The organism is uncultured Roseibium sp. (genome assembly GCF_947494555.1).
Classification (GTDB): domain Bacteria; phylum Pseudomonadota; class Alphaproteobacteria; order Rhizobiales; family Stappiaceae; genus Roseibium.
In genome coordinates, this window is the sequence record NZ_CANLVF010000004.1 from 101773 (window position 1) to 128199 (window position 26427).

A 26427-nucleotide genomic window follows, 5' to 3' on the forward strand; every position below is an offset into this window, starting at 1 on the left:
GAAGCGATAGATCAACAGTCGTGGCTGTAGGTAAATACAAGCGTATCGGATGTGAACCGGCCTGTCGGACGGCACTGATTGTAGACTTCGCGCGTGCCGCTGACTGTGACCTGCAGCTGATCACCGCGCACAGGTCCTTCGACGTAATATTCCAAAGGCGTGCCGGGACAGAATTTCGAGAAAACGCGCGCCGTGCCTGCGTACCAGTTGCCGTTCTTGACGCCGTTGAACAGAAGCGTACCGCGTTGAACACCTGCCTGCCGCAGCACATCACGCGGGATCTCATAGGACAACCAGCGCTGATTACCCTGCGCCTGCAGGCGCATGATCGATCCGTTGTGGTTCCAGCAACTGTCCGCAAATGCCGAGCCAGCAAGCGGCCCGGTGAGTCCTGAGGCAAATAGCACCAGACCCGTCAGAATCCCACTTTTCAGACAGAAATCACGCATGGTTCGCCTCCCGAATTTCTTGACCCAAGGGAACCATATTCTGAAAACGTTGCCCATCCTTTTCTCAGGCCGGGCAACACCCTCGATGTTAGCCGAAGCCGTGAAGATAAAGGCCGTTCTCCTTGAGCCATCGGCGCGCGGAAGGCGTCTGCGGCGCGAGTTGTTCGCACAATCTCCAGAAACGATTGGAATGGTTCATTTCCTTCAGATGCGCAACTTCATGCGCAGCGACGTAGTCGAGAATTTCAGATGGCGCCAGGATCAGGCGCCATGAAAAAGACAGGCGGCCGTTGGACGCGCAGGATCCCCAGCGGCTTTTGGTATCGCGAATGCTGATTGCAGCAATTTTCTTTCCGATCCTGCCGGCATGATAATTTGCGCGTGCATCAAGATCCTTGCGCGCCTCATTCTTGAGCCAGGACGTCACCTTCCGCGGAATATGATCATCGGCGCCCGGCACCAGAAGTGCAGGTTCTCCGTCTTCCGAAAAGCCAGTTGTCACCAGCCCGCGCAATTTTCCCGTGCGCAGGATGATGTGATCTTCACCCCTTAGCGGAACCCGGTCGCCAGGACCGAAAGCGACATGCGCCGGTCGATCCTGCAAACGTTCGATCAGCCAATCGATATGCTGCCGCGCAAACCGCTCGGCTCTGGACACATCTCCGCCCTTGGGAACGGTCAGTACGGGTCCGGAACGATCTGCCGGCAAACGCAGAAGATACCGCTGTGCGCGCGGATTTGCACGCAACCGGATGCGAACCGCCTTCGTTTCTGTCTCAATCTCGATATGGTCTGGCAACTGTTGTTTGCCGCGGCGCAAAAGCATGGAGCAGGGTCCGGTCGAATCACTTGTGACCAGTTTAGGAAAATTCTCGTTAAGATAAAAATGACGAAAGCGGCGCTGGGTCAGCGCCGCTCTCGGTCAGGCCGTCCGGGACGGGTCTGGGAGGAAGGACCCGCTTAAGAGGGTGCGGCTTCGCCGCCACCGCTTGTGCGACCCCGGTTGGCCTTAGCCATGAAGCGATCGAATTCTTCCTGATCGCGTGCCCGGCGCAGTTCGCGCAGGAAGTCATCGAAATCGGCCCGCATCGCATCGAGCTTCGCGCGTTCTTCTTCAAGCCGCTTCAGCTCGCGTTCGCGGTAATCGTCGAACGCCACGTTTCCGGTCCGGGCATAGGCAGTGGTGTTTGACATCTGATCGAATGCTCCCTTCAGCTGGCTTCCGCGCCAATGGTCCTTGGCGTCGCGCGCCATACCCTCGAAACGATCACCCCACAAAATGTAGGCAAGCATGGCCAGTCCAAGTGGCCAGAACACCACAAACCCCAGCACCATCAGGCCGATCGTGACAGGCGTCCATGCAGGTTTAATCATGCAACTTTTGGTCGTCGTCATCATCCTATCCATTTAAGACATCCACGATTATCAGGTGGGCATTCCAAGCGATGGCTTCAAGGATTTGTGATGTCCAACACAGATGCAAAGACCACGGTCCTGTTTTGACAGTTTGCCGCACCTTCAAGATAACGCACTGATTTTATTGAGTGTTTAAACAAAAAATCGGATCATGATTTTCCCATGATCCGATTTGCAGATTTGTTTGATTTTTTGAGCGAATTGCCCAATCAGGCCGCGGATGGCGAGGTTCAACCGCGGCTTTCAGAGCGACTTCAGCCGACTGTTTCAGACAGCTGCCGCGCCTGCTCGATCCAGTTGTCGCGCGCAATCCTGCCACGAAAATCCAACTTTCCGTCGAGCGCTTCGATCTGATCCCCGGTCAAAGACGCAATCTGCCAGAAATGGAAGATCCCTGCCTCGTTCAGGGTTGATTCCAGTTTCGGACCGACCCCGCTGATCTCCTTGAGGTCATCGGCAGCGCCGTCAGGCTTCGCGAGCAGGATCTCCGCCAGTGAACCGGCGGCCGGTTTGGATTTTCGTGCCGGTTTGGGTGCCGCTTTCGGCTTCGCCGGTGCTGCCGGCTTCGCCACGGTCTTGACCGCTGGAGACTTGGGTCCAGCGCTCCTGTTGGACCGGATGAAGTCCATGACACGCGGTGCGATCTCCGCACGCCAGCGCGATCCGTTGAAGACGCCGTAGTGACCGACATTCGGCTGCTCGTAATGCGCCTTCATTTCGTCCGGCAAACTGGTGCAAAGGGCGTGAGCGGCCTGGGTCTGCCCCCGACCGGTGATGTCATCCTTCTCACCTTCGACGGTCAGGAGAGCTGTCCGCGTGATCTTGCTGCAATCGACAATCCGGCCATTGTGTTCCATCGTGCCTTCCGGCAACGCGTGCCTGATGAACACCGTTTCGACGGTCTGCAGATAGAACTCCGCCGTCAGGTCCATGACAGCCAGATATTCGTCGTAGAACTCCCGGTGCTTTTCAGCATTGTCTCCGTCACCTTCGACAAGGTGCTGGAAGAACTCCCGATGCGCGGTGACGTGCCTGTCGAGGTTCATGCTCATGAATCCGGACAGCTGAAGGAAGCCCGGATAAACATCGCGCATGAAACCGGGATGCGGGAACGGCACCTTCATGACAACGTTGTTCCTGAACCATTCGATCCCCTTTGAAACGGCCAGATCGTTGACAGCAGTCGGCGCGACCCGCGTGTCGATCGGCCCACCCATCAACGTCATCGTGGACGGTACATAGGGATCCTCACGGTCTTCCATGACGGCAACAGCCGCCAATACCGGCACCGAAGGCTGGCAGACGCCAAGGACATGTGCATCCGGTCCCAGGAAATGCAGCATCGAAATGATGTAGTCGATGTAGTCGTCGAGATCGAATTTACCTTCCTGGATCGGCACCATGCGCGCATCAATCCAGTCGGTGATGTAGACATCCGCATTTGGCATCAAAGCCTCGACCGTGCCCCTGAGAAGGGTCGCGTAGTGGCCGGACATCGGCGAAACGATCAGAACTTTCGGATCGTTGCGATGCGAAGTAACACCACGCTCAAAGCGGATCAGGTCGCAGAAAGGACGGCTCCAGACAACATTCTCGCGAACCGGGACGCGCACGCCTCCGACAGTCGTCTCCTTCAAGCCGAATTCGGGCTTGCCGTAGCGCCGCGTCGTGCGTTCCAACACTTCACAACCGGCAGCAATCTGGCGTCCGAAACTTGTGTGTGTCCAAGGATTAAGCGGGTTCTGGAAATAGAGCCTGGTCATGTCGGCAACCGCTCTGAACGGCGCCATGGCTGCATGGTTCAGCTCATAAAGATGATAAAATGGCAAAGGCGCGTCTCCTTGATTTACGAAGCCGCCGCCTGCCCCCTTGACGAAACTTGAATACATTTTTTTCGCGGCCCGCTTGTTATTGCACCATCTATTGCATCGCAGCAGGATAGCCACCCGGCAAGCCACCTGCAATACTGCTATTTGCTATGCAATTCAGGGCTTAAGCTGCCAAGCTGGCTGCATATCTCGTTTTGGCATCAAATCTGTTTGCGCCGCACAAGACAGATAGGGCATTTAAATCAAGTTGGTAGAATTATTTTCCCGGATCATATGCACCTGTCAGGCTGCAAGGTCCGCGACGACCGCATCGAGGACGAAAAACCCTTCTCTGGTCGCACGAATACGGTTATCCCCGAGTTCTTCCACCATTCCGTGTTCCAAAAGCGCCTTGAGGCGGCGCGGGTCGACGGACCGATGCGCATAAGCTTCATACCGGTTCAAATCAATTCCCTCCGCCAGGCGCAGGCCCATCAGAAGAAATTCATCGCCCTGTTCCTCTTCGTTCAAACCTGAATTTTCAATCAGGCCGTGTCCCCGGCTTTCAACATGATCGAGCCAGGTCTCCGGGTGACGCTCGGTGGAGGTTGCCAAACGGTTTGCACCCACGACAATCCGTCCATGTGCGCCTGGTCCCACGCCGACATAGTCGCCGTATCGCCAGTAAACCAGATTGTGCCGGCATTCTGCGCCAGGACGGGCGTGATTGGAAACTTCGTAAGCCGGCAGGCCCGCCTGCGTGGTTATTTCCTGTGTAAGCGCAAAAAACTCTGCACCCAGCTCGGGCTCGGGTGTCCGGAGCTTCCCTGCCTTATGCAGTGCAAAGAACGGCGTCCCTTCCTCGATCGTGAGCTGATAGAGCGAGAGGTGGTCCGCGGCCAGGGAAAGTGCTTCGGAAAGCTCACCGGCCCACGTATCCGGTGTCTGGTCTGGACGTGCATATATGAGATCGAATGAAAGCCGCGGGAAGGTGGCCCGGGCCGTCTCAATGGCCGAACGCGCGGTTGCTGCATCGTGCAATCGACCCAGAAGTCTCAGATCCTTGTCATTGAGAGACTGCACACCAAGGGAAACACGGTTCACCCCGGCGGCGCGATAGCCCCTGAACCGATCGGCCTCAACCGATGACGGATTTGCTTCCAGGCTGATTTCAACATCACTGTCGACCGCCCAACGGTCCGAAATTGCTTTCAGAACACGCTCTACCGTCGCCGGATCCATCAGAGACGGGGTGCCCCCGCCCAGAAAAATCGACTGAACGGTTTTGCCGCCCGTCAGATCGGCAAAATAGGACAATTCACGTTCGAACGCCGCTGCAAAGCGCTCCTGATCGACAGGCTGGTGGCGCACATGCGAATTGAAGTCGCAATAAGGGCACTTGGCCGCGCAGAACGGCCAATGAATGTAAATACCGAAACCACCGTCGGTCAGCCCTTGTGTCGTCACGTCGGCTATCCTTCCAGACATCCTTCTGAAAACAGTTCGAATGCCCGGGCGCGGTGTGAAAGAGGTTCCGAACCACGCGCCATGCCATGTTTTTCTTCAGATGACATTTCACCGAACGTGCGATCATGTCCGTCGGGCTGGAACATGGGATCGTATCCGAACCCGAGGTCGCCGCGTGGCGGCCAAACCACGTCGCCATGCACTTCGCCGCGGAAGAACTCCTGGTGCCCATCGGGCCAGGCAAGGCAGAGAACGGCGACAAAATAGCCGCGCCGGCTTACCTCTCCGCCGGACGCCTGCGTTTGCAGCTTCTCTTCGATGGTGCGCATGGCCATCGAAAAGTCCTTCTCCGGACCTGCCCAGCGCGCGGAATAGATTCCGGGATCACCATCGAGCGCGTCAACGCAAAATCCGCTGTCGTCGGCGAGAGACGGCAGGCTCGAAGCTTCCGCAGCCGCACAAGCCTTTATTGCCGCGTTTGCCTCGAAGGTAAGACCGTTTTCTTCCGGTTCGGGCAGGTCCAGCTCTGCAGCGGAGACGACCTCGAACCCGTAGGGAGAAAGCAACTCGTTGATTTCACGAATTTTTCCCTTGTTGTGACTTGCAACAACCAGTTTGCCTGGCTCGAGTTTCCGGTGGCTCATGCCGCTGGCTCCCTAGAGTATGGCCATCTTCTGAAGATCGACGAGCCGGGTAATTCCGGCCTTTGCAAGACCAAGCAGCTGGCCGAATTCCTCTTCCGAAAAGGGCGCTCCCTCGGCGGTGCCCTGGATCTCCACGATGCCGCCGGAGCCGGTCATGACAAAGTTTGCATCCGTTTCGGCGGTGCTGTCTTCGGCATAGTCCAGATCGAGCACCGGCATTCCCTCGTAGATACCGCAGGAAATGGCCGCAATATGATCCTTGAGGACTTCCTTGGTGACCATGTCGCGCGCGCGCATCCACTCAATACAATCGCGCAAAGCGACCCAGGCACCTGTGATGGATGCCGTACGCGTGCCGCCATCAGCCTGGATGACGTCGCAGTCCACGGAAATCTGGACTTCGCCAAGGGCTTCCAGATCGACGACCGCGCGCAGCGAGCGTCCGATCAGGCGTTGAATTTCCTGTGTCCGGCCCGACTGCTTGCCGGCGCTCGCCTCGCGGCGCATGCGGTCGCCCGTCGCGCGTGGCAACATGCCGTATTCCGCCGTCACCCAGCCACGGTTCTGTCCACGCAGCCACGGCGGCACTCTTTCCTCGACGCTTGCCGTGCAAAGAACGTGGGTGTCACCAAATTTGACGAGGCAAGACCCCTCCGCGTGTTTGGACACACTGCGCTCCAGGGTGACTGCCCGGAGTTCATCGGCTGCGCGTTTTGACGGACGCATGAATAATCCTTTCGACCTTCGCCTGAGACGACAAGTTCCTTGGGAAACGGGTGTCTGCCCGCAAATCTCCTGCGCCTTGTAGACCTCAAATTCATCCAAGGTAAAGGGCCTGCTTCACGCCGGACCTATTTTGCGCCTATATCTTGGGTGTAAGACCAAATGACCCGATCCATGAACCGGATCCTGCCAACGGAGACCGCGCCTTGAGCCTCAGCGACCTCGACAAGAGATCACGCGAGATTTTCCGCTCGATCGTCGAAAGTTATCTTGAGACAGGGGAACCTGTCGGGTCGCGGAATGTTTCACGCAATCTGTCGATGTCGCTCTCGCCAGCCTCGGTGCGAAACGTCATGTCGGATCTGGAGCATCTGGGTCTCCTTCATTCTCCGCATACAAGCGCCGGCCGCCTGCCAACCGAAATCGGGCTGCGGTTTTTCGTAGACGCACTGCTCGAAGTCGGCGATCTCACCGAGGCCGAGAGGCGTGAGATAGAGGTCCAGGTACGGGCATCCAATGAGGCCCATTCAACGGAACAGGTGCTGACTGAGGCCAGCCAGATGCTGTCCGGTCTTTCCATGGGCGCCGGCGTGGTTCTGACGCACAAAAGCGACACACGGTTGAAGCACATCGAATTCGTTCGCATCGAACCGCAAAAAGCCCTCGTCATTCTGGTCAGCGAAGACGGATCGGTCGAGAACAGGGTCGTCGATCTGCCGTCAAACCTGCCGTCATCCGCACTTGTCGAAGCAACGAACTATCTCAATGCCCAGATCCAGGGGCGCACGCTGTCGGACATAAGATCGGAACTGGAACGGGTTCGAGATGCGGACCAGGCAGAGCTCGATCAGCTGAGTCAGAAAGTTATCAGTGCCGGGCTCGCCGTGTGGGGTGGCGACAATCCCAGCGATCCGGGAACCCTGATCGTGCGGGGGCGCTCAAATCTCCTGACCGACCTCGACGCGGTTGAGGATCTGGAGCGGATCCGGCTTCTGTTCGACGACCTTGAGAACAAGAAGGACCTCATTCAGCTGCTCGGCCTCGCCGAAAAGGGAGATGGCGTGCGCATCTTCATCGGTTCGGAAAACAATCTGTTTTCGCTCTCCGGTTCTTCGCTGGTGGTTTCTCCCTACCGGGACGCCAATCAGCGCATTGTCGGCGTCCTCGGCGTCATCGGCCCGACTCGGCTGAACTACGCCCGCGTTATCCCGATGGTCGATTACACGGCGCGTCTTGTGAGCAAGATTTTAAAATAACAGCGCCCCAACAACTGCAGCAAAGTCACTCCAGTATTCACTCGCAGGATCCACCATGCTTTCCCAGGCTGAACTCGAACGGTACGCCCGCCACATCGTCATGCAGGAGATTGGCGGCGCCGGCCAGCAGAAGCTTAAAAATGCCCGTGTATTGGTGATTGGTGCCGGTGGCCTCGGAGCGCCGGTTCTGCAATATCTTGCGGCAGCCGGGGTCGGAACACTCGGGATCGTCGACGACGACGCGGTGTCGCTGTCCAACCTTCAACGGCAGGTCATTCACGATACGGACAAACTGGGGGAACCCAAAGTCGCCAGTGCCGCGGAAGCGATCGCCCGGCTCAATCCCAATGTCGCCGTTGAGCCGCACCCCACCCGGATTGCCGGTCACAACGCGCTGGCACTGATCTCTGACTACGACCTGGTGGTTGACGGCTCGGACAATTTCGAAACGCGCTATCTCGTATCCGACGCCTGTTTCTTTGCCAAGAAACCCCTTGTGACCGCTGCAGTCGGCCAGTTTGACGGGTCGATCACGACCTTAAAACCTTTCGAGAAAAACGCAGACGGCGAGTTGAACCCAACCTACCGCTGCCTGTTCCCGCGCAAGCCGCGCGCAGGCCTGCTACCGACATGTGCGGAAGCCGGCGTCCTGGGCGCGCTGACAGGTATTGTCGGCACCATGCAGGCCATGGAGGTGATCAAGGAGATCACCGGAACGGGCGAAGGACTGGTCGGAAGAATGGTCATGTTTGATGCGCGCAGCTTTCGGATGGAAACCATTCGCTACAAACGCTCGGCGAAAAATCCGCTGAATGGCGACGACCCCAGGAACTGGGCGTCCCTGCTGGAAGACGCTTAGAGCCGGCATTCGACCGATGGCGGAACAGACAGAAAAACCACACGAGGAGATACCATGGCAACGGTGAGGCTGATGACGGATGCCGAGGCTGACGCGATTCCTGCGGTCAAGGCCGTCTTCGACGATATTCGCGAAACACGCGGAACCAATTTCATCAACAATATCTGGCGCGCACTCGCTCGGGATCCGGAAACACTGAAGAGAACCTGGAGCCAGGTTAAATCGGTCATGGCAGTACCCGGCGCCCTTGATCCAAAGACGCGGGAGATGATCTACATCGCCGTATCGGCCGCCAATGCCTGCAGCTACTGCGTCCATTCACACACGGCTGCGGCGCGCGCCAAGGGCATGACCGACGCTGAACACGGCGAGTTGCTGCAGATTATCGGCCTTGCCTCAATGACAAATGCGCTGGTGACATCCCTTCAGGTTCCGGTAGACCCGGAATTCGAAGCCACTCAGTGAGCCGGAAATCTTCGCCTAAGAGCCATTCAGCAAAAAACCCGCACGGCAGAATTCGCGCGGGTTTCTGGAATTTCAGCACTTGTGAAATTCAGTTCGGCTTCTGCTCGCCCTCGGGCTGCTGCGCTGCCTGCTGGGCCATATTCTGACGGTAGAGCTGCGCGAAATCGATCGGATCCAGCATCAGAGGCGGGAATCCGCCGTTGCGGGTCGCTTCGGACAGGATGTTGCGCGCGAACGGGAAGATCATGCGCGGGCATTCGATCATGACGAACGGATGCATGTGCTCCTGCGGAACGCCCGTGATCTTGAACAGGCCGGAATAAACCAGTTCGACATTGAACATGACCATGTCCGGGCGTTCTGCCTTGGCTGTCAGTGTGAGGATGACCTCGAATTGATCGTCACCCATCTGCTGCGCACCGACATTGACGTTGATATCGAGCTTGGGTTGTTCGCCCTGCGCCAGGGACCGCGGCGCATTCGGGTTTTCAAACGACAGATCCTTGATGTACTGACCCAGGATATGCATGCCAGGTGCAGCAGCACCTTCTGTCTGCGGCTGCGCGCCGCCGTCATTCGTGTCGGTCATCGTGTTTCATTCCGTTTCGCGGTGCTGATCTGAGAGAAAGAGGTCAGTGCTGAACCGGACAGGATTGGCCCTCCACATGCGCCAATCCAGTCCAGTCCCGCACCATTATCCCTCCGGCTGGCCGCCGGCCCGCGTGAACCGGACAACCTCTTCTGCGGCTGGCTAACATCTCAAAACGGCGCGCACAAGTGCTATGGCCTTGTCAGCCGCCGGAATCCGATTCAAAAGATGCTTATGACGGAAGAGCCTGCCTCCAACATCAACCTGCCTCACAGGCAACTGAAACTCGACACGCTGGTCAGGCTCCGCTGGCTTGCGGTAGGCGGGCAGTCCGCTGCGCTGCTCATTGTTCATGTCGGGTTGGGTTATACGCTTCCTGCCGGACCGGCGTTCGCCATGGTGGCCCTGTCAGCCTGGGTCAACATTTTCCTGAAAATGCGCTGGCCATCCGCGATGCGCCTTTCCGAAAGGGCTGCGACACTTCAGCTGGCCTACGATATCCTGCAGATGAGTGGCCTTCTGTACCTCACAGGCGGCCTCGGCAATCCTTTCGCGTTTCTTCTCATGGCGCCCGTCATGGTTTCCGCAACCGGGCTGTCCGCGCGCTACACCTTTCTGCTCGGCGTGCTGGCAACCTTTTGCGCGAGCGTCCTGGCCGTTTTCCACCTGCCGCTGCCCTGGCCCGACACGGAAGATTTCAGGCTACCGGTGATCTATTCGGCCGGCATTTGGATTGCGCTGGTGCTGACACTCGGTTTCATGGCCGTCTACGCATTCCGGGTCGCGGAGGAAGCGCGGCAGCTGGCAGACGCACTGACCGCCACGGAACTGGTGCTCGCGCGGGAGCAGCATCTCAATGCCTTGGACGGACTGGCGACTGCTGCCGCTCACGAACTCGGGACCCCGCTTGCGACAATTTATCTTGCCGCAAAGGAATTGAGAGATGAATTCGAAGACGGTGACTACCGCGGTGAAGATATCGAGCTGATCCGTTCACAGGCTGAAAGGTGCCGCGAAATCCTGAAGCAGCTGACCAGTCTTTCGAGCGAGGAAGACCAGACGTATCAGCGCATGCCCGTTGCGCAGCTTCTGGAAGATGTCATCGACCCGCATCGGGGAACCGGTGTCGCCATTCATTCATCGATCGGCGGCAATGGCCCAGAACCTGTTGGAACACGAAACGCAGCGATCCGTTACGGTCTGGGCAATCTTGTTGAAAATGCTGTCGATTTTGCAAAGTCCAGAGTCGATGTCTCAGCTCAATGGGACGATGCCGCCCTGTCTATATCGATCCGGGACGACGGTCCGGGATTTTCCATCGACATTCTTGGAAAGATCGGCGATCCGTATGTCTCCGTGCGCAGTGGCAGATCGCCGCAAGGCAGCACCGGCGGAGGTCTCGGATTGGGCATCTTCATTGCCAAAACGCTGCTGGAACGCACTGGGGCGAAGCTACAGCTGGAGAACCAGGCGCCGCCTGGCAATGGCGCCCATATCCGCGTCAGCTGGCCGCGTTCAACATTCGAAGGCCGTGTTGGAGTGGACGAAACACCAATTTAGCCCCATAACGACAATAAAAGAGGATCAATCGACAGGTCGTTGTTCAACAAGACTCATCTGACCTGCACATAAAGACGTAAGATTTATCGGTAACGAGCCATGACGGACCATATGACATCTATAAATGGATCCGGAGACATGAGTCTTCTGATCGTCGACGACGACAAACCGTTTCAGCAACGCCTGGCGCGCGCAATGGAAAAGCGCGGTTTTGCGACTGAAACAGCGGACGGCGTTCAGGATGCGGCACTCAAGATCGCAAGAACAGCCCCGGCATATGCAATTGTCGATATGCGTCTGGAAGACGGTAACGGCCTCGATGTTATTGAAAAAATAAGACAAAAACGACCGGATGCCCGCGCGATCGTTCTGACCGGCTATGGCAATATCGCCACGGCTGTAACAGCGGTGAAACTTGGCGCGATCGACTATCTGGCCAAACCTGCCGATCCCGACGACATCGTTGCAGCGCTCGCACGCAAGCCGGAAGACAAGGCACAGCCGCCGGAAAACCCCATGTCCGCGGACAGAGTGCGATGGGAACACATTCAACGCGTCTACGAATTGTGCGACCGGAATGTGTCCGAAACCGCGCGCCGTCTCAACATGCACCGCCGCACATTGCAGCGTATTCTTGCGAAAAGGGCGCCACGCTGACCATCAGATGTGGTGAAACCGAATGCGGGGTTGCCCTTTCGACGCCACTTTGCCTAAGTAATCATCGATAAAAGTTACTTTTTGCTCCGATGGAGATCGTTCATGCGGCTTGCTGCTGCTCGCAGTTTTAATACGCCTGTTACCAAAACACGCCTGCTGGCGGCCTGCAGTATCGTATTCCTGACCTGCGGCACGAGCGCTCACGGGCAATCCGTCCCGGAAACGGTGCGCATCAACGTGCAGCCGGCGGAACCGGGAATACGCTCCATCGCGCTCGACAAGAAGTACCGGCCTATCATCAGCCGGGACGGCAATGGCGTCGTGATCGACACGATCGGCAGCGAGGATAAGCTGCCACCGTGCGACGTCAAACTCGAAGTTACTCTGGAAAACAGCCGCATTCTTCACCGGGACGCAAATCTGTGCAGCGGCGATACGCTTGTTGTGGATGTCACAAGCGATGGCAAGCCGGGCGCAACTGCCCGCATTGTCGGAACTTCGTCGGGTGTTTCGGCCGGACCCGTCGCCAGCGCACCAGCTGCAACGACGGCACCGCAAACGACGACAGCCGAGACCGAGACCCCGCAAACCGGCCAGGCCGACACACCGTCGATCACCGAAATCACGCCACCGCCCGACAATGGCGGCCTCGAACCGCTGGAAACGGTCGATACGCCGATTTCAACTGGCGATCCGAACGGCACCGAGACCGCAAGTCTCCCGCAAGACCAGATTGGGACCGAAACAGTGGCGACGCCTTCGGTCGGCGGCGCAAACGCATCTCCCGTCCTCGTTGCGCCGGCCAATGGCAGAGCCTGGGTTGCCGAACCCGGCAGTCAGCCCGGTTCCCCATCCGCGCTTCTGCACACCGTTCCGCAGACTGATGACAGAGATTTCCGCGCAGATTGCACCACGCAGTCCGGTTTCGCGAAAATCACGTTCCAGCAAGCACCGGCAGGACTTCAGGAAGGAATGCCTCAGGCCATCCGCGTGACGGCCGGTGACTATTCTGCAACCTTCAACGCATTCGGGTCATCGAATGCCAATGAAGCCGGTGTCTCTCTTCCCGAGGTCAATATCGAAATGACCGACCCGCTCTGGGAAGCCATGATCCGGCAGTCGGAGCTTTCCATTTCGGTCGAAGGACTTCCGGCCTATCCAGTTTCGCTCAATGGCAGTGCGAATCCGGTGCGCCTGTTTGTTGCGACTTGCGCATTGCCTCAGCAGATCGTCGGTGACGATCCATTTGGTGCCGGTGGACAGGAGGCCAATTCCGACCTTTCCTGCAACGAGCTTGGCCGCGTGCGCTCCGTGGAAGCAGTCCGCCCGGGCCAGATCGTGTTTCGCAACGCGAGCACTCAGCCGGTCGAAGTGCACTGGGTGGATTATCGCGGCGGCGAACGTCCCTATGCGCGTCTCGAACCTGGCCAGGTCCTGGATCAGCAGACCTACTTTTCCCACGCATGGACCGTACGTGGCGCGAGCGGTGAGTGCCGGGGTATCTACGTGACGCAAGCCCCATATCGTGAAGTCGTCATCAGCGGACAAGCGGGCTTCGGCGGCAACGGCGCAGGCGGTCTTGGCGTCCCCGCCGGGCAGGGCGGCGGCTTTCAGGGCGAGCAATTCGGCAACGGTTCCGGCCCCATTCCGCCGGGCAGCATTGGTGACACCAATCAACCGGGATTTCAGCAGCAGGCGGCCAGGACAAATGTTGCCGATTACCTTTGCACGGCCGGCATCGACCTGAATGTCGTGTTCTCGCCGGACGGCGCGACCGCGACGGTTGCCGAAATGGGATACGGCGCCGTTACTTTGCAGCGGTTCGGAAGCCCAAATACCTTCCACTATGAAGGACAGGGCCACATCCTGAAGGGTCAGCTACAGAATGCTACCTGGACGCGTCCCGGTCTGCGTGATGTGTTCTGCGCCCGAAGATAGATCGCGGGTATTTCTCTCAATATTACAAAATACTTACGCAGTTTTCGCAAGTGCGCACAGCCGAACCAATGCGTTTCAAAGGTTTCGTGTCAAATACCCAGGAATCTTAAGGCTTTGGTCAACTATTTCGGGACTTATTTCCTCAACGCAATCCGAGAGGAATCACCCCGCCATGTCTTTCGCACGCTGGCCCATCACCTGGAAAATCAGTCTGCCCATTGCGACCATTCTTGCAGTCACTGCAGCTATCTGCGTGATCAGTCTCAATAGCCTCTATTCGGCCATGTTCGATGAACGCATGGCGAAAATCGAGGAAATGTCGAATGGCGCAGTTGCTATTGCAGCCCACTATCAGAGCCTGGAAGAAAACGGCACGCTGACGCGTGACGAGGCGCAGGCGGCAGCCAAGGCTGCAATCGGCGCTATTCGCTATGAAGGCGACAACTACGTCTACGTTTACGACTATAAGGGCACCAACTTGGTCCACCCCAAGACGGCGCTCAATGGTACCAACATGATCGGCTTCACCGACAAGACGGGGGTGAAGATCGTTCAGGAGCTAATTAAGAAAGCACAAGATGGCGGCGACGTTCTGCTTTACTACTGGCCCCGTGCGAACAGTGAGATTGCGATCGCAAAATATGGCTGGGGTGCAGGCTTCTCTCCTTGGAACTGGATGGTGGGAACCGGCGTATACGTTGACGATCTGGAAGCTGCCTATTGGAGCGCGGCCACGACAATTATCGCGCTTGCGATTGCTGGTGCTTTTGTTGCGATCTTCATTGCAGTCATCGCTGTTCGGCAGACCGTCGGCCCACTTCGGTCGCTGACCGCAGACATGAGCACACTTGCAGACGGCGATACCGATATTGAAATACTCGGCACCGACCGGGGCGACGAAATCGGTCAAATGGCTTCTGCGATGGAAGTCTTTGTGCAGAACGAAACCAAGCGCCGTGCGCTTGAAGACCAGCAAAACGCTGCGCAGGAGGATGCGGCCCGCAATGGTGCAGAAATCCAGAACCTGAGCGGTGAATTCGATCGCCAGATCATGGATATGCTGAACATCATCGACGGCTCCGTTCAAAACCTACAGTCCGCATCCAGCGACATGACCGGCGTTGCCGCCCAGACGACCGAGCAAAGCGGTCTTGTTTCCAATGCATCGTCGCAGGCCTCACACAATGTGGAGACCGTTGCGGCAGCTGCGGAAGAACTGTCCGCGTCGGTCAACGAGATCCGCAGACAGGTCCAGTCCTCAAGCGAGATTGCCGCCAAGGCGGCCGGGGAAGCTGAATCGACCAACCAACGCATGAGCGGCCTGTCCGAATCGGCAAGCCGGATCGGCGAAGTCGTCACGCTCATCCAGGCAATCGCCGAACAGACCAATCTCCTGGCGCTCAACGCGACGATCGAGGCAGCCCGCGCTGGCGAGGCCGGCAAGGGCTTTGCGGTCGTTGCCGCGGAGGTCAAGGAGCTCGCCAACCAGACCTCCAATGCCACGGAAGAAATCTCGAGCCAGATTTCCGCCATCCAGGAAGAAACCGGTCATGCGGCCAGCGCGATTTCCTCGGTGACGGAGATCATCACCAACATGAACGAAATTGCGTCTTCGATCGCAGCCTCGATCGACGAGCAGGGCGCCGCAACGCAGGAGATTGCGACCAACGCCACCGAGGCGTCTCGCAGCACGGTGGAAGTAACCACCAACATCGAAAGCGTCGCATCCGCCGCGGAAAACACGCGCGATACTGCGGAGAAGGTTGATGCCTCGGCTCAGGAACTGCGTGAAAACGCCGTCCAGCTGCGTGGGCAGGTCGCGACCTTCCTCGACGAGGTCAACAAGCGCTCCGTCGCCTAAAACACCTTTGAAAACAAAAAATAGAACAAAGCCTGCGGTCACTTCGGCCGCAGGCTTTTTCACACTTTGCGCAAGGCAACCTTTGAAATCCGGTGGCTCGCATTCTTGGAGAGGATCAGATCAGCGCGCGGCCGGGTCGGCAGGATGTTTTCGCGCAGATTCACGAGGTTGATGTCGTTCCAGATCCGCGTTGCGGTCTCAACGGCTTCTTCATCGTTGATGCGCGAGTATTTGTGAAAGTAGGACCCGGGATCGCGGAATGCCGTTTCTCTCAGTTGCATGAAGCGATCAACATACCACTTGCTCAGCAGATCCTCATCCGCATCGATATAGACGGAAAAGTCAAAGAAATCAGAGACAAAGGGTACCGCGCGCCCGTCCTTGGGCAGTTCGCGGGTCTGCAGAACATTCAGGCCTTCGACAATCAGGATATCCGGCTTGTCGACGGTGACCGTATGGCCCGGCATGACGTCATAGTAAAAGTGCGAGTAGACAGGCGCCCGAACGTTACGTCTTCCAGCCTTGATGTCCGACAGGAACTTGAGCAACCGGGGCCGGTCGAAGCTCTCCGGAAACCCTTTCTTGGACATCAGGCCCTCGGCCTCAAGGATGGCATTGGGATGGAGAAATCCGTCCGTTGTGATCAGATCGACCTTCGGGCTTGCCGGCCAGCGGGCCAGAAGCTCGCGCAGCACGCGTGATGTCGTCGATTTTCCGACGGAAACAGACCCGGCAACGCCAATAATGAAAGGCGTCTTGCCGTCCCGGTGACCGAGAAAGTTCTGCGTTGCCTGGTGAATGCTTATCGTTGCCTCGGCATAGAAGGCCAACAGACGGGAGAGAGGCAGATAAATCGTCTCCACCTGCTGCATGGAGACCGGCGCGTTCAAGCCCTGAAGCTGCTCGACCTCATGCTCATCGAGTGTCATTGGCGTGTCGGCGCGCAGGCGAGACCACTGGCGTTCTGTGAACACCCGGTAGGGGGACAAATCCATGTCCAGAGCCGTTGCGACTTTCTGATCCATCGTCTCGCAGTTCCCGCTGCGGTGCCTTGCGGCAGACAATCACTCCTGTGGCCGGGAGGCCTTTTCCTCAAGTCCGGTCTGTCCCGTCCGTTTGCCCAATTCCGCCATGACGTCCGCCAACGGAACTTTGGATACATTCAGAACCACCAACAAATGATAAAGCACATCGGCAGCTTCCGCCGTCAATTCTTCCCGGTCTTCCCTCACAGCCGCAATCGCCGCCTCGACCGCTTCCTCCCCCAGTTTCTGGGCGCATTTGGCTACGCCCTTATTTACAAGTTTGCGTGTGTAGGACTTTTCATCGTCGCTCTTCGCACGTGCAGCAACTATGGCATCCAGAGCGTCGAGTGTGAACTTGGTCATTTGGCTAGAGCCCTGTTCGCAGATTCAGGCATCGAGGCGCATGGGAACGCCCGCATCGTCCATGTATCTTTTGGTTTCCTGGATGGTGTATTCGCCGAAATGGAAGATCGACGCTGCCAAAACCGCAGTCGCATGGCCGTCACGCACGCCCTCGACCATATGATCCAGTGTTCCAACGCCGCCGGACGCGATCACCGGCACGGGCACGGCATCGGCAATCGCCCGCGTGAGTGCGATGTTGTAGCCTGACTTGGTGCCGTCCCGATCCATGGACGTCACCAGGAGCTCACCGGCACCGAGCTCGACCACTTTTTTCGCAAATTCTATGGCGTCAATACCGGTCGGAGCGCGCCCGCCATGGGTGAAGATTTCGAATTTCTCGGGCTCGCCCGGATTGTTGACCTGCTTGGCATCAATGGAAACGACGATGCACTGGGCACCGAATTTTTCCGCCGCCTTGCGGACGAAATCCGGGTTTTTGACTGCCGCCGTGTTGATCGAAACCTTGTCTGCTCCGGCAATCAGAAGTTTGCGGATGTCTTCCACCGTCCTGACGCCGCCACCGACCGTCACCGGCATGAAGCAGGCTTCCGCCGTGCGCCGGACGACATCGTAGATCGTGTCCCGGCCTTCATGGCTCGCCGTGATATCGAGAAAGCAGAGTTCATCGGCACCGGCGGCATCATATGCCTTCGCGGCTTCCACAGGATCGCCTGCATCGACCAAATCGACAAAGTTGACGCCTTTGACGACACGGCCGTCCTTCACATCGAGGCAGGGGATGACACGGGCTTTCAAGGTCATGATGCTTTTTTCCTGGCACTCAGGATCAGGTCCATCGCTTCTTTCGGGTCGAGGCGCCCGTCGTAAAGCGCGCGGCCGGAGATCGCGCCTTCCAGAATGGCGCAGTCGGGCTCCAGAAGCCGGTGAATGTCGTCAATCGAGGCGAGACCGCCCGAGGCGATCACGGGAATGGTAACCGACCGAGCCAGCTCCAGGGTCGACGGAATATTCAGCCCCTTCAGGATCCCGTCCCGGTCGATATCGGTGTAAATGATCGCCGACACGCCGGCATCCTCGAACCGTTTTGCCAGATCCACTGCCGTCAGCTCGGAGGTCTCCGCCCAGCCCTCAACAGCGACATGGCCGCCTTTGGCGTCGATGCCAACAGCAACCCTGCCCGGAAACTTGCGGCAGGCTTCCTTGACGAGATCCGGGTCGCGCACGGCGACGGTCCCGAGAATGACCCGCGTGATGCCTCTTGAAAGCCAAGTTTCGATATGATCGAGCGTCCTGATCCCACCGCCCAGCTGAACCGGGTTTTTCGTCGAAGCCAGAATGGCATCAACAGCCGCACCGTTGACGCTCTCGCCGGCGAAAGCCCCATTGAGGTCAACCACGTGCAGCCACTCGAACCCCTGGGTTTCAAAGGCTTTTGCCTGAGCCCCCGGATCGTCGTTGAAAACGGTTGCCTGTTCCATATCGCCAAGCTTCAAGCGCACGCACTGGCCATCCTTCAGATCGATGGCGGGAAAGAGGATCATTCTCGTTACAGTCCTTCCACGATGACGATTTCGCCATCGGCAACTTTCTGGCGGATTTTTACCGCCTGCTGGTATTCGGGCGAGTTATAGCAATCGACCGCATGTTGGAAGCTTGGAAATTCAATCACGACGTTCCGTGCCCGTCCCGGACCCTCGATGGCATCGGTCTTACCGCCGCGCGCGAGGAAATTGGCGCCGAACCGCTCAAAGGCCGGCTTCGCCGTTTCGACATATTGCGGGTAGTTTTCCGGGTCGTGCACATCCACGCGCGCTATCCAGTATCCCTTGCTCACACGTTCTCTCCCGTTTGATTTCAAGTTCACTTGACGATGACCGCGTTGCCTTAAGCGGCGTACGCCTCACGTTTCTCTAGGGCGTCCAGTCCAGAAAATTTGCGATCAGGCCGAGGCCCAGCCGCTGGCTTTTTTCCGGGTGGAACTGAGTACCGATCATATTGTCCTTGGCGACCATGGCCGTGAAGGTTCCCGCATAGCCGAAGCTTGCGAGACGATCCGCCTCTTGGGTGCATGCAAAGTGGTAGGAATGCACAAAATAGGCGTGCAATCCGTCCGGACCCGTTGCCAGTCCCTTGAAGACCGGATGGCTTTCAGAGCGAACGTCGACAGTGTTCCAGCCCATGTGAGGGATCTTCAAAGAGGGGTCCGTCGGTTTCATCTCCGAAACGTCGCCCTCGATCCAGCCGAGTCCTTCGACGGTCTCAAATTCCAGACCGCGCGTTGCCATCAGCTGCATCCCGACACAAATGCCAAAGAAGGGCTTGCCCTGAACGCGAACGGTTTCATGAAGCGCATCCGGCATGCCGTCGACAGCCCACAGGCCGCGCTTGCAATCGGCGAAGGCCCCAACGCCCGGCAAGACAACCCGGTCGGCCTTCAGCACACGATCCGGGTCGGAAGTGACGATGACATCCGGCACGTGGGCATGGGCGCGGGCCGCACGCTCGAATGCCTTTTCCGCCGAGCGCAGATTGCCCGACCCATAGTCGATAATTGCGATTGTCATTGACGCGTCTCCGGCCCGAGGGTCAGGCCAACCACCTGTTCGCTGCCGATCCGCGGCACGATAGGATTACGGGCAGGAACCGGCTGATACGCCTGCTCAGGTTCAGCCGAAACCATCAAACCGGCTTCCTTATTCAAAAACCGAAGTTCCGCCTCGGCGGGATTTTCACCGTCAACGATCCCAATCACACGCCAGCCCTTGCGTTCAAGAGACCATCGGCGCAATGCCTGCGCCTCGAAGCCGAACAGCAGTGACACCGCTAACGCAGCTATACCCATAGCTTGCGAACCCAACGCGAACGCCAAGAGTTCAATTACCAGCGTGAGCGCCAGATAGCCGAGTAAAACCAGCCACATGCGATGTACCAGCAGCCAGATGAACGAAAAGATGAAAGCCAGCACCGAGAACCTGTCCGGGACGAACAGGAGACGATCGCTTTCACGTGGATCACCCGCCAGATCGTCAAATTCGGGTGGAGCCATGACAACGTAGGTACTCATACGCCAATCCGTTTTCTAGCCGCCCAGCTGGCCCTTCGTCGTGGGAACGCGGTCCGCCTGGCGCGGATCGATTTCGATGGCCTTGCGCAAAGTGCGGGCAACAGCCTTGAAGCAGGTTTCCGCGATATGATGGCAGTTAGACCCGTAAAGATTGGCAATATGAAGAGTGATGCCGGCATTCATGGCGAACGCGCGGAAAAATTCCTCAAACAGCTCGGTGTCGAAGTCTCCGACCTTGTCACGATCGAACGTCACGTCCCAGACCAGAAACGGTCGGCCCGACACATCCAGTGCACACCGCGTCAACGCTTCATCCATGGCAAGATGCGTGTCGGCATAGCGGGTGATGCCTGCCATGTCGCCCAGCGCCTTTGAAATTGCCTGGCCGAGCGCGATACCGGTATCTTCGACCGTGTGGTGAAAATCGATATGGGTGTCGCCCTCGGCGCGCACCTTCATGTCGATCAGCGAATGGCGCGACAGTTGTTCCAGCATGTGATCGAAAAAACCGACACCTGTTTGAACGTCATAGCTGCCCGTTCCGTCGAGATTTATGTCAACGGAGATGCGGGTTTCCTTGGTGTCGCGCGATACACTCGCTGTGCGCATTAGCTGCTGTCCTTGCTTTTAAGTGCGGAACCGGCGGTGTTGTAGCAGCCTGAACCGACTAATGAAATAGCGACGTGCAAGCAGAGCTTTGCGAGACCGCTCGACAAACGTGCCGATTTCGCCGACTTTTTGGTCTGATACAATGTTCGGTCCCAAAAGTTCGGTTTCAGGAGGCGCATTCATGTTCAAGGAAGCTGTTGCAGAAGGTGGCCTTGCGGTCGTGACCGGAGCCGCAAGCGGCGTCGGTCTTGCCGCGGCCACCCGTTTCGCCGAAGCGGGGCTTGGGATTATCCTGGCAGATCTGCCCGGACAGAAGCTGGACGCGGCAACAGAGGACGTTCGCAAGGCCGCGAATCCGAACGCCGCCGTGATCGCCGTTCCAACCGATGTCAGCGACATGGAACAGGTTGAACAGCTGGCGGAGACCGTGTTCAGAACCGGACCTGTTGCAGTTCTCATGAACAATGCCGGCATCGGCACGTCATCGAAGTGCTGGGAAAACTACGACGCCTGGACACGCATGATGGACGTCAATTTCTTCGGCGTGCTCAGGGGCGTTCAGGCGTTTACGCCGCGCATGATCGAGGCAGGACGCCCGTCGGTCATCATCAACACAGGATCCAAGCAGGGCATCACGACCCCGCCCGGCAACCCCGGCTACAACGCGACCAAGGCGGCCGTGAAAGTGCTGAGCGAGCAGCTTGCACATGAACTGCGGGAGGCAGGCGCACCGATTTCCGTACACCTCTTCGTGCCCGGCTTTACCTACACCGGCATGATTTCGTCTTTCCTGCCGGAAAAACCGGCAGCAGCCTGGACCAGCGAACAGACCGTTGACCACTTCATCGAGCGCATGACGACAGGCGACTTCTATATCCTTTGCCCTGACAATGATGTCGACAGCACACGCGACAAGCGCCGCGCCGAATGGGCTGTTGGAGACATCATCGAAAACCGGCCGCCTCTCTCCCGCTGGCATCCCGACTACAAAGAGGCCTTCGCGGAATTTGAGAATACCGGAAAGACGTAGTCTGGTCTTCCGACAACCGGAATGGTATGGACGGGGCGCTTTCCCCCTGTCCTGAAAGGAGCCCGCTCCATGCCGACCAGCCCGTTCGCCCCGAAGACCGCGCTTGATCGTTTGATGCTTCCCGTCGATGTCCCGACCCTCAAGGAAGCGGAAAAGCTTGTCAGCCAGACCGAGGGAAAGGTCGGTGTCTACAAGATCGGCATGGAACTGCAATTTGCCGGCGGACTCGAGTTTGCGCGAGATCTGGCGGCGAGTGGCAAGAAGATCTTTCTCGACGTCAAACTCAACGACATTGACAACACCATTACCAAGGCCGTGCAAAACGTTGCCAAGATGGGCATGACCTTCATGACGCTGCACGCCTATCCAAAGACCATGCGCGCCGCTGTCCGCGGACTGATGGAAGAGGGCAATCCGGACCTCTGCCTGCTTGGCGTCACGGTGCTGACGTCCATGGACGAGGACGATCTGGTGGCTGCAGGGTATCGCGGACCGGTTGCCGATCTGGTCGAAGCGCGTGCACGCGATGCGCGTGAAGCCGGAATGGGCGGCATTGTCTGCGCGGCGACGGAGGCCGAAAAGCTGAGGCCGATCCTGGGCGGAGACCTTGTTATCGTCACACCCGGAATTCGCCCGGCAGGGAGCGCAGCCGACGATCAGCGCCGGGTTATGACCCCGGCAGACGCAATTCAAGCCGGCAGCGATTACCTCGTCGTCGGGCGGCCGATCAGCAAGGCCGACGACCCGGGTGCTGCAGCAGATGCAGTGGTCGAGGAAATTACGGCGGCGCTACAGTAGTCTCTGATCCGACGATTGGACCTATCCCTGACGGCCGTACCCACAAAGAAAAAGCCACCGCAATCGCGGTGGCAAGTCAGGAAACGCGGTCTTTATTTTGTCATGCCGCTTGATTGTCGCCGGCAGCGGAGGACCGCAACACCATCCCGTAGAGGTCACGCGGATCGTCCGGATCTGCCAGCAGGTCCAGCTTCTCGAAATGGCCGGTCTTAGGCAGAAGATCGCGCACGTAGCGAAGCGCCGCGAAATCCTCGATTGCGAAACCGACGCTGTCGAAGAGGGTGATCTGGTTGTCTGAAGTCCGGCCGGGCGCCTTGTCCGCATAAACCTGCCAAAGCTCGGTCACCGGATGGTCTTCGGGCAGTTGCTGAAGCTCGCCTTCGATGCGCGTCTGCTCCGGGAGTTCAACAAAGATGTCGGAACGCAGGAGAATATCCTTGTGCAATTCCGTCTTGCCGGGACAATCGCCGCCGATCGCATTGATGTGAACGCCCGAGCCAACCATGTTGTCGGTCAGGATCGTTGCGTATTTCTTGTCGGCGGTCACCGTTGTAATGACCTGCGCGCCTTCGATGGCATCTTCAGGCGTCTTGCAGATGGTCACGTTCAGTCCGGAATTGGCCATGTTCCGCGCCAGCCGGATGCTGGCTTCCGGATCGATGTCAAATGCCCGGATCTCGGTTATTCCGAGCATTTCCTTGAAAGCCAGGCATTGGAAATCGGATTGGGCGCCATTGCCGATGATCGCCATCGTCTTCGATCCCTTCGGCGCAAGATATTTCGCTGCCAGAGCCGACGTTGCGGCGGTGCGCAGGGCCGTCAGGATCGTCATTTCGGTGAAAAGAACCGGATATCCGGTGGAAAGCTCCGAGAGCACGCCAAATCCGGTCACGGTCTGCAGACCGTCGCGAAAATTCTGCGGGTGTCCGTTGACGTATTTGAAGCCAAAGATCTCGCCGTCGCTGGTCGGCATGAGTTCGATCACACCTTGCGGAGCGTGCGCCGGAATGCGCGGTTTCTTGTCGAAGCTTTCCCAGCGCAGGAAGTCCTGTTCGATATAGTCAGCGATCCCGACAAGCGCCTTCTCCACGCCAATTGCGCGGATGTTGCGCATCATGTTGTCGACACTGACGAAGGGCACATAGGCCAATTCCGATGGCTTTGGATTGTGGTTCGCGGCGGTCATTTTATCTTCCTCCAGATCAACGGACGTTCAACTGGAACCGATTGAACATCCAAAAGTTGATCGATTCCAAAGTGATAGAGCATCTTCGTGTGTTCTCTTGAACACACGACGCTCTAGAAGCTTCGTGTCGGACGGTCGAAGACACGGCGCCCGAACAGGCTGCCTGTCAGGTCGACCATCAGGCGGGCGGTTTTTCCGCGGTCATCGAGAAACGGGTTCAGTTCGACAAGATCGAGCGAGGTCACCAGACCGCTGTCATGCAGCATTTCCATCACCAGGTGGGCTTCGCGGAAGGTCGCCCCGCCCGGTACGGTGGTTCCGACCGCAGGTGCGATTTCCGGATCCAGGAAATCGACGTCGAGGCTGACATGCAGCAGGCCGTTTACGGCTCTCACCCGGTCGAGGAACGGTTTCAGAAGCGATCCTATACCCTCTTCGTCAATCCGGCGCATGTCGCTGACACCAACACCTTGGCTGAGCAGCATCTCGCGCTCGGCGGTATCGATGGAGCGGACCCCAAGAATTTCGACATTTTCCGGACTAAGAGGGTGTTGAAGCGGTTCGCCAAGCAGACCGTCGAATCCGGGCAGGCCACAGGCGAATGCCAGTGGAGTACCATGGAGATTGCCGCTGTCTGTGCTGTCGAATGTATGAAAGTCGGAGTGCGCATCGAGCCACAGAATAAACAGCGGTCGGCCGCGTTCCGCTGCAGCGCGCGCGTGACCGGAGACTGTGCCTGCCGCCATCGCGTGGTCGCCGCCGAGGTAAATCGGGAAAACCGACTGCAGCCCGAGTTCGTGGGATTTGGCGTGAAGCGCCCGCGTCCAGCCGGCATAAGACCGGAAGTTCTTCAAAACGGAGTTTGGCGCCTGGAGCGCGCCAACGTCAGCACGTTGAAGGTTGCCATGGTCCAGAACGTCGTGGCCCAACGCTTTCAACTGCTCCAAAAGACCTGCCGTACGAAACGCATCGGGGCCCATCAGACAGCCTTTCTGGCCCGCTCCGTCATCAACCGGTGCGCCGACAAGCACGATTTTTTTTCTGGCAACGTTCACGGCTCACTCCATATGCTTTCGATCCGGCAAATGTGGGCAATGCCAGCGGCGGAGTAAATCCCGTGACTTGATCAAATGAGCAGTCTGTTTTATCAAATTGATATGCAAGGCTATTCAAAATGATAAAATGGACGATCTAGATCTTCGACTCATCTCGCTACTTCGTCACGATGGCCGCCGTTCGGTGTCCGATCTGGCAAGTGATCTGAAGGTGTCCCGCGCGACAGTCCGCTCCCGTATGGAAAAGCTTCAGGCAACGGGCGAAATCCTCGGCTACACCGCCGTCTTGCGCGATGATTGGCGTGATTTGCCGATCCGTGCCGTGACACTGCTTGTTGTCGACGGACACAATACGGACCCGGTGATCCGCGCCTTGGGAGCCATGACGGAAGTCCGCGCCATTCATTCGACCAACGGCAAATGGGACCTTGTTCTCGATGTCGCGACACGGGACCTTGCCGCCTTCGACGATGCGCTCAATCGCATTCGGCTGATCGAAGGCATCACTGGTTCGGAAACCAATTTGCTGCTCAACACGCGAAAGGGGCCGGCGGTCATGCCGAACCGATAGATCCTGAGCCTCGCAAAACGGGTCGCTCTTTTGCCGGACGCTTCCTAAAGTAAGATCGAAACCGAACAAGCGATGAGTTCGACATGACCAAGGCAATCGATCTTTCCAGCCTCACACCGAAACCGGAACCGATCTCGGTCGGCAAAGAAGCCGCTGAAAACTATGCTGTCGTTCGCCAGACCCTCAAGCGGATCACCGAAGACTGGCGCGAACAACCGACGCTCGAGCAGCTCGCCAAAGAAGCGGATCTGCAACCGATCCAGCTGCAGCGTGTTTTCTCGCGCTGGGCGGGCCTGACGCCCAAACAGTTCTTGCAGGCGATCACACTGGATCATGCCAAGGCGCTCCTGCGCGATTCCGCCAGCGTCCTTGACGCGTCTTACGAAGTCGGCCTGTCAGGGTCTTCCCGCCTGCATGATCTGTTCGTGACCCATGAAGCCATGACGCCCGGCGACTATCGAGCCCGGGGCGAAGGCCTGAAAATCGCCTATGGTTTCCATCCCTCGCCGTTCGGGCAGGTCCTGATCATGGCTACCGACAAGGGCCTCGCCGGTCTCGGTTTCGCCGATCCGGGGGAAGAACAAGCGGCCTTGGCTGATATGTGCGAGCGCTGGCCGTCAGCAAGCTACAGCCATGACCAGGATGCGACCGCTTCATATGCGAAGCGTGTCTTCGACCCCGCCAGGTGGCAAGAGGACCAGCCGCTCAATGTCGTCATGATCGGAACGGATTTCGAAATCAGGGTCTGGCAGACCCTGTTGAAGATTCCGATGGGTCAGGCGACGACCTACTCGGACGTTGCAGCGTCGATCGGCAAACCGAAGGCCTCGCGTGCCGTTGGATCCGCCGTCGGGCGCAATCCGATCTCGTTTGTTGTGCCGTGCCACAGGGTTTTGGCCAAGGGCGGCAAGATCGGCGGCTATCACTGGGGCCTCACCCGCAAGCGCGCGATCCTCGGCTGGGAAACCGGACTGGCAGGGCCGGTTCTGGAGTGTGTTTAGGCGAGCGAATTACCAGAAGGCTGGAACCCC

The 26427-nt window shown here is 58.0% G+C and carries 29 protein-coding genes; 11 read left to right on the plus strand and 18 right to left on the minus strand.

Features of this window, described 5'->3' with window-relative positions; genetic code table 11:
- Positions 1-11: 11 nt before the first annotated feature.
- The 7 genes from Q0915_RS19340 to rph form a co-directional block, all read right to left on the minus strand.
- Complete coding sequence (locus tag Q0915_RS19340; protein ID WP_299477399.1) at positions 12-449, minus strand: hypothetical protein; 438 nt, start codon at positions 447-449, stop codon at positions 12-14.
- A gap of 88 nt (positions 450-537) precedes the next feature.
- Positions 538-1275, minus strand: a complete 738-nt coding sequence (locus Q0915_RS19345; RefSeq protein WP_299477402.1) for a SprT family zinc-dependent metalloprotease — start codon at positions 1273-1275, stop codon at positions 538-540.
- A gap of 134 nt (positions 1276-1409) precedes the next feature.
- Positions 1410-1844, minus strand: a complete 435-nt coding sequence (locus Q0915_RS19350; protein ID WP_299477405.1) for a DUF2852 domain-containing protein — start codon at positions 1842-1844, stop codon at positions 1410-1412.
- Between the two features lie 275 nt (positions 1845-2119).
- On the minus strand, positions 2120-3694 hold the full coding sequence (phaZ, locus tag Q0915_RS19355) for a polyhydroxyalkanoate depolymerase (protein WP_299477408.1): 1575 nt from the start codon (positions 3692-3694) through the stop codon (positions 2120-2122).
- 282 nt (positions 3695-3976) lie between these two features.
- Positions 3977-5140 carry a radical SAM family heme chaperone HemW gene (hemW, locus tag Q0915_RS19360; protein ID WP_299477411.1) on the minus strand — a complete coding sequence of 388 codons (1164 nt, stop codon included), beginning with the start codon at positions 5138-5140 and terminating at the stop codon, positions 3977-3979.
- 5 nt (positions 5141-5145) lie between these two features.
- Positions 5146-5784, minus strand: a complete 639-nt coding sequence (gene rdgB, locus Q0915_RS19365) for an RdgB/HAM1 family non-canonical purine NTP pyrophosphatase (RefSeq protein ID WP_299477414.1) — start codon at positions 5782-5784, stop codon at positions 5146-5148.
- Between the two features lie 12 nt (positions 5785-5796).
- On the minus strand, positions 5797-6510 hold the full coding sequence (rph, locus tag Q0915_RS19370) for a ribonuclease PH (RefSeq protein ID WP_299477417.1): 714 nt from the start codon (positions 6508-6510) through the stop codon (positions 5797-5799).
- A gap of 167 nt (positions 6511-6677) precedes the next feature.
- Here rph and hrcA point away from each other — a divergent pair, with 167 nt between their 5' ends.
- From hrcA to Q0915_RS19385, 3 genes are read left to right on the plus strand one after another with little or no spacing between them, the layout of a single operon-like run.
- Positions 6678-7763, plus strand: a complete 1086-nt coding sequence (hrcA, locus tag Q0915_RS19375) for a heat-inducible transcriptional repressor HrcA (RefSeq protein WP_299479105.1) — start codon at positions 6678-6680, stop codon at positions 7761-7763.
- A gap of 55 nt (positions 7764-7818) precedes the next feature.
- Positions 7819-8622, plus strand: coding sequence for a molybdopterin-synthase adenylyltransferase MoeB (locus Q0915_RS19380; protein WP_299477420.1), 804 nt, complete (start codon positions 7819-7821; stop codon positions 8620-8622).
- A 54-nt stretch (positions 8623-8676) separates the two neighbouring features.
- A complete protein-coding gene (locus Q0915_RS19385) occupies positions 8677-9087 on the plus strand; it encodes a carboxymuconolactone decarboxylase family protein (protein ID WP_299477423.1) in 411 nt (136 codons plus the stop codon).
- Between the two features lie 88 nt (positions 9088-9175).
- On the opposite strand, the gene secB is transcribed toward Q0915_RS19385, so the two are convergent.
- Positions 9176-9676: a protein-export chaperone SecB gene (gene secB, locus Q0915_RS19390; protein WP_299477426.1), complete on the minus strand. Its 501-nt coding sequence runs from the start codon at positions 9674-9676 to the stop codon at positions 9176-9178.
- Between the two features lie 234 nt (positions 9677-9910).
- On the opposite strand from secB, the gene Q0915_RS19395 reads away from it, so the two are divergent.
- The 4 genes from Q0915_RS19395 to Q0915_RS19410 all read left to right on the plus strand — a co-directional run bounded on the left by Q0915_RS19395 (position 9911) and on the right by Q0915_RS19410 (position 15692).
- Entirely contained in the window at positions 9911-11236 is a 1326-nt protein-coding gene (locus Q0915_RS19395) for an ActS/PrrB/RegB family redox-sensitive histidine kinase (RefSeq protein WP_299477429.1), read from the plus strand.
- Positions 11237-11335: 99 nt separating this feature from the next.
- The gene (locus Q0915_RS19400; RefSeq protein WP_299477434.1) at positions 11336-11893 is read left to right on the plus strand and encodes an ActR/PrrA/RegA family redox response regulator transcription factor; all 558 of its coding nucleotides are present in this window, start codon (positions 11336-11338) and stop codon (positions 11891-11893) included.
- Positions 11894-11995: 102 nt separating this feature from the next.
- Positions 11996-13831: a hypothetical protein gene (locus Q0915_RS19405; protein WP_299477437.1), complete on the plus strand. Its 1836-nt coding sequence runs from the start codon at positions 11996-11998 to the stop codon at positions 13829-13831.
- A gap of 172 nt (positions 13832-14003) precedes the next feature.
- Entirely contained in the window at positions 14004-15692 is a 1689-nt protein-coding gene (locus tag Q0915_RS19410) for a cache domain-containing protein (RefSeq protein WP_299477440.1), read from the plus strand.
- Between the two features lie 59 nt (positions 15693-15751).
- On the opposite strand, the gene coaA is transcribed toward Q0915_RS19410, so the two are convergent.
- The 8 genes from coaA to hisB all read right to left on the minus strand — a co-directional run bounded on the left by coaA (position 15752) and on the right by hisB (position 20756).
- Positions 15752-16717, minus strand: coding sequence for a type I pantothenate kinase (gene coaA / locus Q0915_RS19415; protein ID WP_299477443.1), 966 nt, complete (start codon positions 16715-16717; stop codon positions 15752-15754).
- A gap of 39 nt (positions 16718-16756) precedes the next feature.
- Positions 16757-17080, minus strand: coding sequence for a phosphoribosyl-ATP diphosphatase (locus Q0915_RS19420; RefSeq protein WP_299477445.1), 324 nt, complete (start codon positions 17078-17080; stop codon positions 16757-16759).
- Positions 17081-17104: 24 nt separating this feature from the next.
- Entirely contained in the window at positions 17105-17884 is a 780-nt protein-coding gene (gene hisF, locus Q0915_RS19425) for an imidazole glycerol phosphate synthase subunit HisF (protein ID WP_299477447.1), read from the minus strand.
- Complete coding sequence (gene hisA, locus Q0915_RS19430; RefSeq protein ID WP_299477449.1) at positions 17881-18624, minus strand: 1-(5-phosphoribosyl)-5-[(5-phosphoribosylamino)methylideneamino]imidazole-4-carboxamide isomerase; 744 nt, start codon at positions 18622-18624, stop codon at positions 17881-17883. The genes hisF and hisA overlap by 4 nt, the downstream gene beginning before the upstream one ends.
- Positions 18625-18629: 5 nt before the next feature.
- The gene (locus Q0915_RS19435) at positions 18630-18917 is read right to left on the minus strand and encodes a DUF1330 domain-containing protein (RefSeq protein ID WP_299477451.1); all 288 of its coding nucleotides are present in this window, start codon (positions 18915-18917) and stop codon (positions 18630-18632) included.
- A gap of 76 nt (positions 18918-18993) precedes the next feature.
- The gene (gene hisH, locus Q0915_RS19440) at positions 18994-19647 is read right to left on the minus strand and encodes an imidazole glycerol phosphate synthase subunit HisH (RefSeq protein WP_299477453.1); all 654 of its coding nucleotides are present in this window, start codon (positions 19645-19647) and stop codon (positions 18994-18996) included.
- Positions 19644-20147, minus strand: coding sequence for a DUF2628 domain-containing protein (locus tag Q0915_RS19445; protein ID WP_299477455.1), 504 nt, complete (start codon positions 20145-20147; stop codon positions 19644-19646). Before Q0915_RS19445 ends, hisH begins: the two co-directional genes overlap by 4 nt.
- Positions 20148-20162: 15 nt before the next feature.
- Positions 20163-20756, minus strand: coding sequence for an imidazoleglycerol-phosphate dehydratase HisB (hisB, locus tag Q0915_RS19450; RefSeq protein WP_299477457.1), 594 nt, complete (start codon positions 20754-20756; stop codon positions 20163-20165).
- 181 nt (positions 20757-20937) lie between these two features.
- On the opposite strand from hisB, the gene Q0915_RS19455 reads away from it, so the two are divergent.
- Positions 20938-21786: an SDR family NAD(P)-dependent oxidoreductase gene (locus Q0915_RS19455; RefSeq protein WP_299477460.1), complete on the plus strand. Its 849-nt coding sequence runs from the start codon at positions 20938-20940 to the stop codon at positions 21784-21786.
- A 69-nt stretch (positions 21787-21855) separates the two neighbouring features.
- Positions 21856-22584, plus strand: coding sequence for an orotidine-5'-phosphate decarboxylase (gene pyrF, locus Q0915_RS19460; protein ID WP_299477463.1), 729 nt, complete (start codon positions 21856-21858; stop codon positions 22582-22584).
- A gap of 100 nt (positions 22585-22684) precedes the next feature.
- On the opposite strand, the gene Q0915_RS19465 is transcribed toward pyrF, so the two are convergent.
- Together Q0915_RS19465 and rocF are read right to left on the minus strand one after the other, a co-directional pair.
- Positions 22685-23770, minus strand: a complete 1086-nt coding sequence (locus Q0915_RS19465) for an ornithine cyclodeaminase (RefSeq protein WP_299477466.1) — start codon at positions 23768-23770, stop codon at positions 22685-22687.
- A 113-nt stretch (positions 23771-23883) separates the two neighbouring features.
- Complete coding sequence (gene rocF, locus Q0915_RS19470; protein WP_299477469.1) at positions 23884-24825, minus strand: arginase; 942 nt, start codon at positions 24823-24825, stop codon at positions 23884-23886.
- 127 nt (positions 24826-24952) lie between these two features.
- Here rocF and Q0915_RS19475 point away from each other — a divergent pair, with 127 nt between their 5' ends.
- Positions 24953-25396: an Lrp/AsnC family transcriptional regulator gene (locus Q0915_RS19475; protein WP_299477472.1), complete on the plus strand. Its 444-nt coding sequence runs from the start codon at positions 24953-24955 to the stop codon at positions 25394-25396.
- A gap of 83 nt (positions 25397-25479) precedes the next feature.
- On the plus strand, positions 25480-26397 hold the full coding sequence (locus Q0915_RS19480; RefSeq protein ID WP_299477475.1) for a bifunctional helix-turn-helix domain-containing protein/methylated-DNA--[protein]-cysteine S-methyltransferase: 918 nt from the start codon (positions 25480-25482) through the stop codon (positions 26395-26397).
- Positions 26398-26427: the final 30 nt, after the last annotated feature.

What these genes read in the sequence shown, in the direction of transcription:
- Q0915_RS19475 (WP_299477472.1), top strand. Translation starts at nt 24,953, where the DNA reads ATGGACGATCTAGATCTTCGACTCATCTCGCTACTTCGTCACGATGGC.
- hisA (WP_299477449.1), bottom strand. Translation starts at nt 18,624, where the DNA reads ATGATCCTCTTTCCCGCCATCGATCTGAAGGATGGCCAGTGCGTGCGC.
- coaA (WP_299477443.1), bottom strand. Translation starts at nt 16,717, where the DNA reads ATGGATCAGAAAGTCGCAACGGCTCTGGACATGGATTTGTCCCCCTAC.
- Q0915_RS19420 (WP_299477445.1), bottom strand. Translation starts at nt 17,080, where the DNA reads ATGACCAAGTTCACACTCGACGCTCTGGATGCCATAGTTGCTGCACGT.
- Q0915_RS19405 (WP_299477437.1), top strand. Translation starts at nt 11,996, where the DNA reads ATGCGGCTTGCTGCTGCTCGCAGTTTTAATACGCCTGTTACCAAAACA.
- hisB (WP_299477457.1), bottom strand. Translation starts at nt 20,756, where the DNA reads ATGCGCACAGCGAGTGTATCGCGCGACACCAAGGAAACCCGCATCTCC.
- rdgB (WP_299477414.1), bottom strand. Translation starts at nt 5,784, where the DNA reads ATGAGCCACCGGAAACTCGAGCCAGGCAAACTGGTTGTTGCAAGTCAC.
- pyrF (WP_299477463.1), top strand. Translation starts at nt 21,856, where the DNA reads ATGCCGACCAGCCCGTTCGCCCCGAAGACCGCGCTTGATCGTTTGATG.
- Q0915_RS19395 (WP_299477429.1), top strand. Translation starts at nt 9,911, where the DNA reads ATGACGGAAGAGCCTGCCTCCAACATCAACCTGCCTCACAGGCAACTG.
- Q0915_RS19445 (WP_299477455.1), bottom strand. Translation starts at nt 20,147, where the DNA reads ATGAGTACCTACGTTGTCATGGCTCCACCCGAATTTGACGATCTGGCG.
- Q0915_RS19350 (WP_299477405.1), bottom strand. Translation starts at nt 1,844, where the DNA reads ATGACGACGACCAAAAGTTGCATGATTAAACCTGCATGGACGCCTGTC.
- Q0915_RS19340 (WP_299477399.1), bottom strand. Translation starts at nt 449, where the DNA reads ATGCGTGATTTCTGTCTGAAAAGTGGGATTCTGACGGGTCTGGTGCTA.
- hisF (WP_299477447.1), bottom strand. Translation starts at nt 17,884, where the DNA reads ATGACCTTGAAAGCCCGTGTCATCCCCTGCCTCGATGTGAAGGACGGC.
- rph (WP_299477417.1), bottom strand. Translation starts at nt 6,510, where the DNA reads ATGCGTCCGTCAAAACGCGCAGCCGATGAACTCCGGGCAGTCACCCTG.
- secB (WP_299477426.1), bottom strand. Translation starts at nt 9,676, where the DNA reads ATGACCGACACGAATGACGGCGGCGCGCAGCCGCAGACAGAAGGTGCT.
- Q0915_RS19400 (WP_299477434.1), top strand. Translation starts at nt 11,336, where the DNA reads ATGACGGACCATATGACATCTATAAATGGATCCGGAGACATGAGTCTT.
- Q0915_RS19410 (WP_299477440.1), top strand. Translation starts at nt 14,004, where the DNA reads ATGTCTTTCGCACGCTGGCCCATCACCTGGAAAATCAGTCTGCCCATT.
- Q0915_RS19380 (WP_299477420.1), top strand. Translation starts at nt 7,819, where the DNA reads ATGCTTTCCCAGGCTGAACTCGAACGGTACGCCCGCCACATCGTCATG.
- Q0915_RS19385 (WP_299477423.1), top strand. Translation starts at nt 8,677, where the DNA reads ATGGCAACGGTGAGGCTGATGACGGATGCCGAGGCTGACGCGATTCCT.
- Q0915_RS19455 (WP_299477460.1), top strand. Translation starts at nt 20,938, where the DNA reads ATGTTCAAGGAAGCTGTTGCAGAAGGTGGCCTTGCGGTCGTGACCGGA.
- hisH (WP_299477453.1), bottom strand. Translation starts at nt 19,647, where the DNA reads ATGACAATCGCAATTATCGACTATGGGTCGGGCAATCTGCGCTCGGCG.
- Q0915_RS19480 (WP_299477475.1), top strand. Translation starts at nt 25,480, where the DNA reads ATGACCAAGGCAATCGATCTTTCCAGCCTCACACCGAAACCGGAACCG.
- Q0915_RS19345 (WP_299477402.1), bottom strand. Translation starts at nt 1,275, where the DNA reads ATGCTTTTGCGCCGCGGCAAACAACAGTTGCCAGACCATATCGAGATT.
- Q0915_RS19465 (WP_299477466.1), bottom strand. Translation starts at nt 23,770, where the DNA reads ATGACCGCCGCGAACCACAATCCAAAGCCATCGGAATTGGCCTATGTG.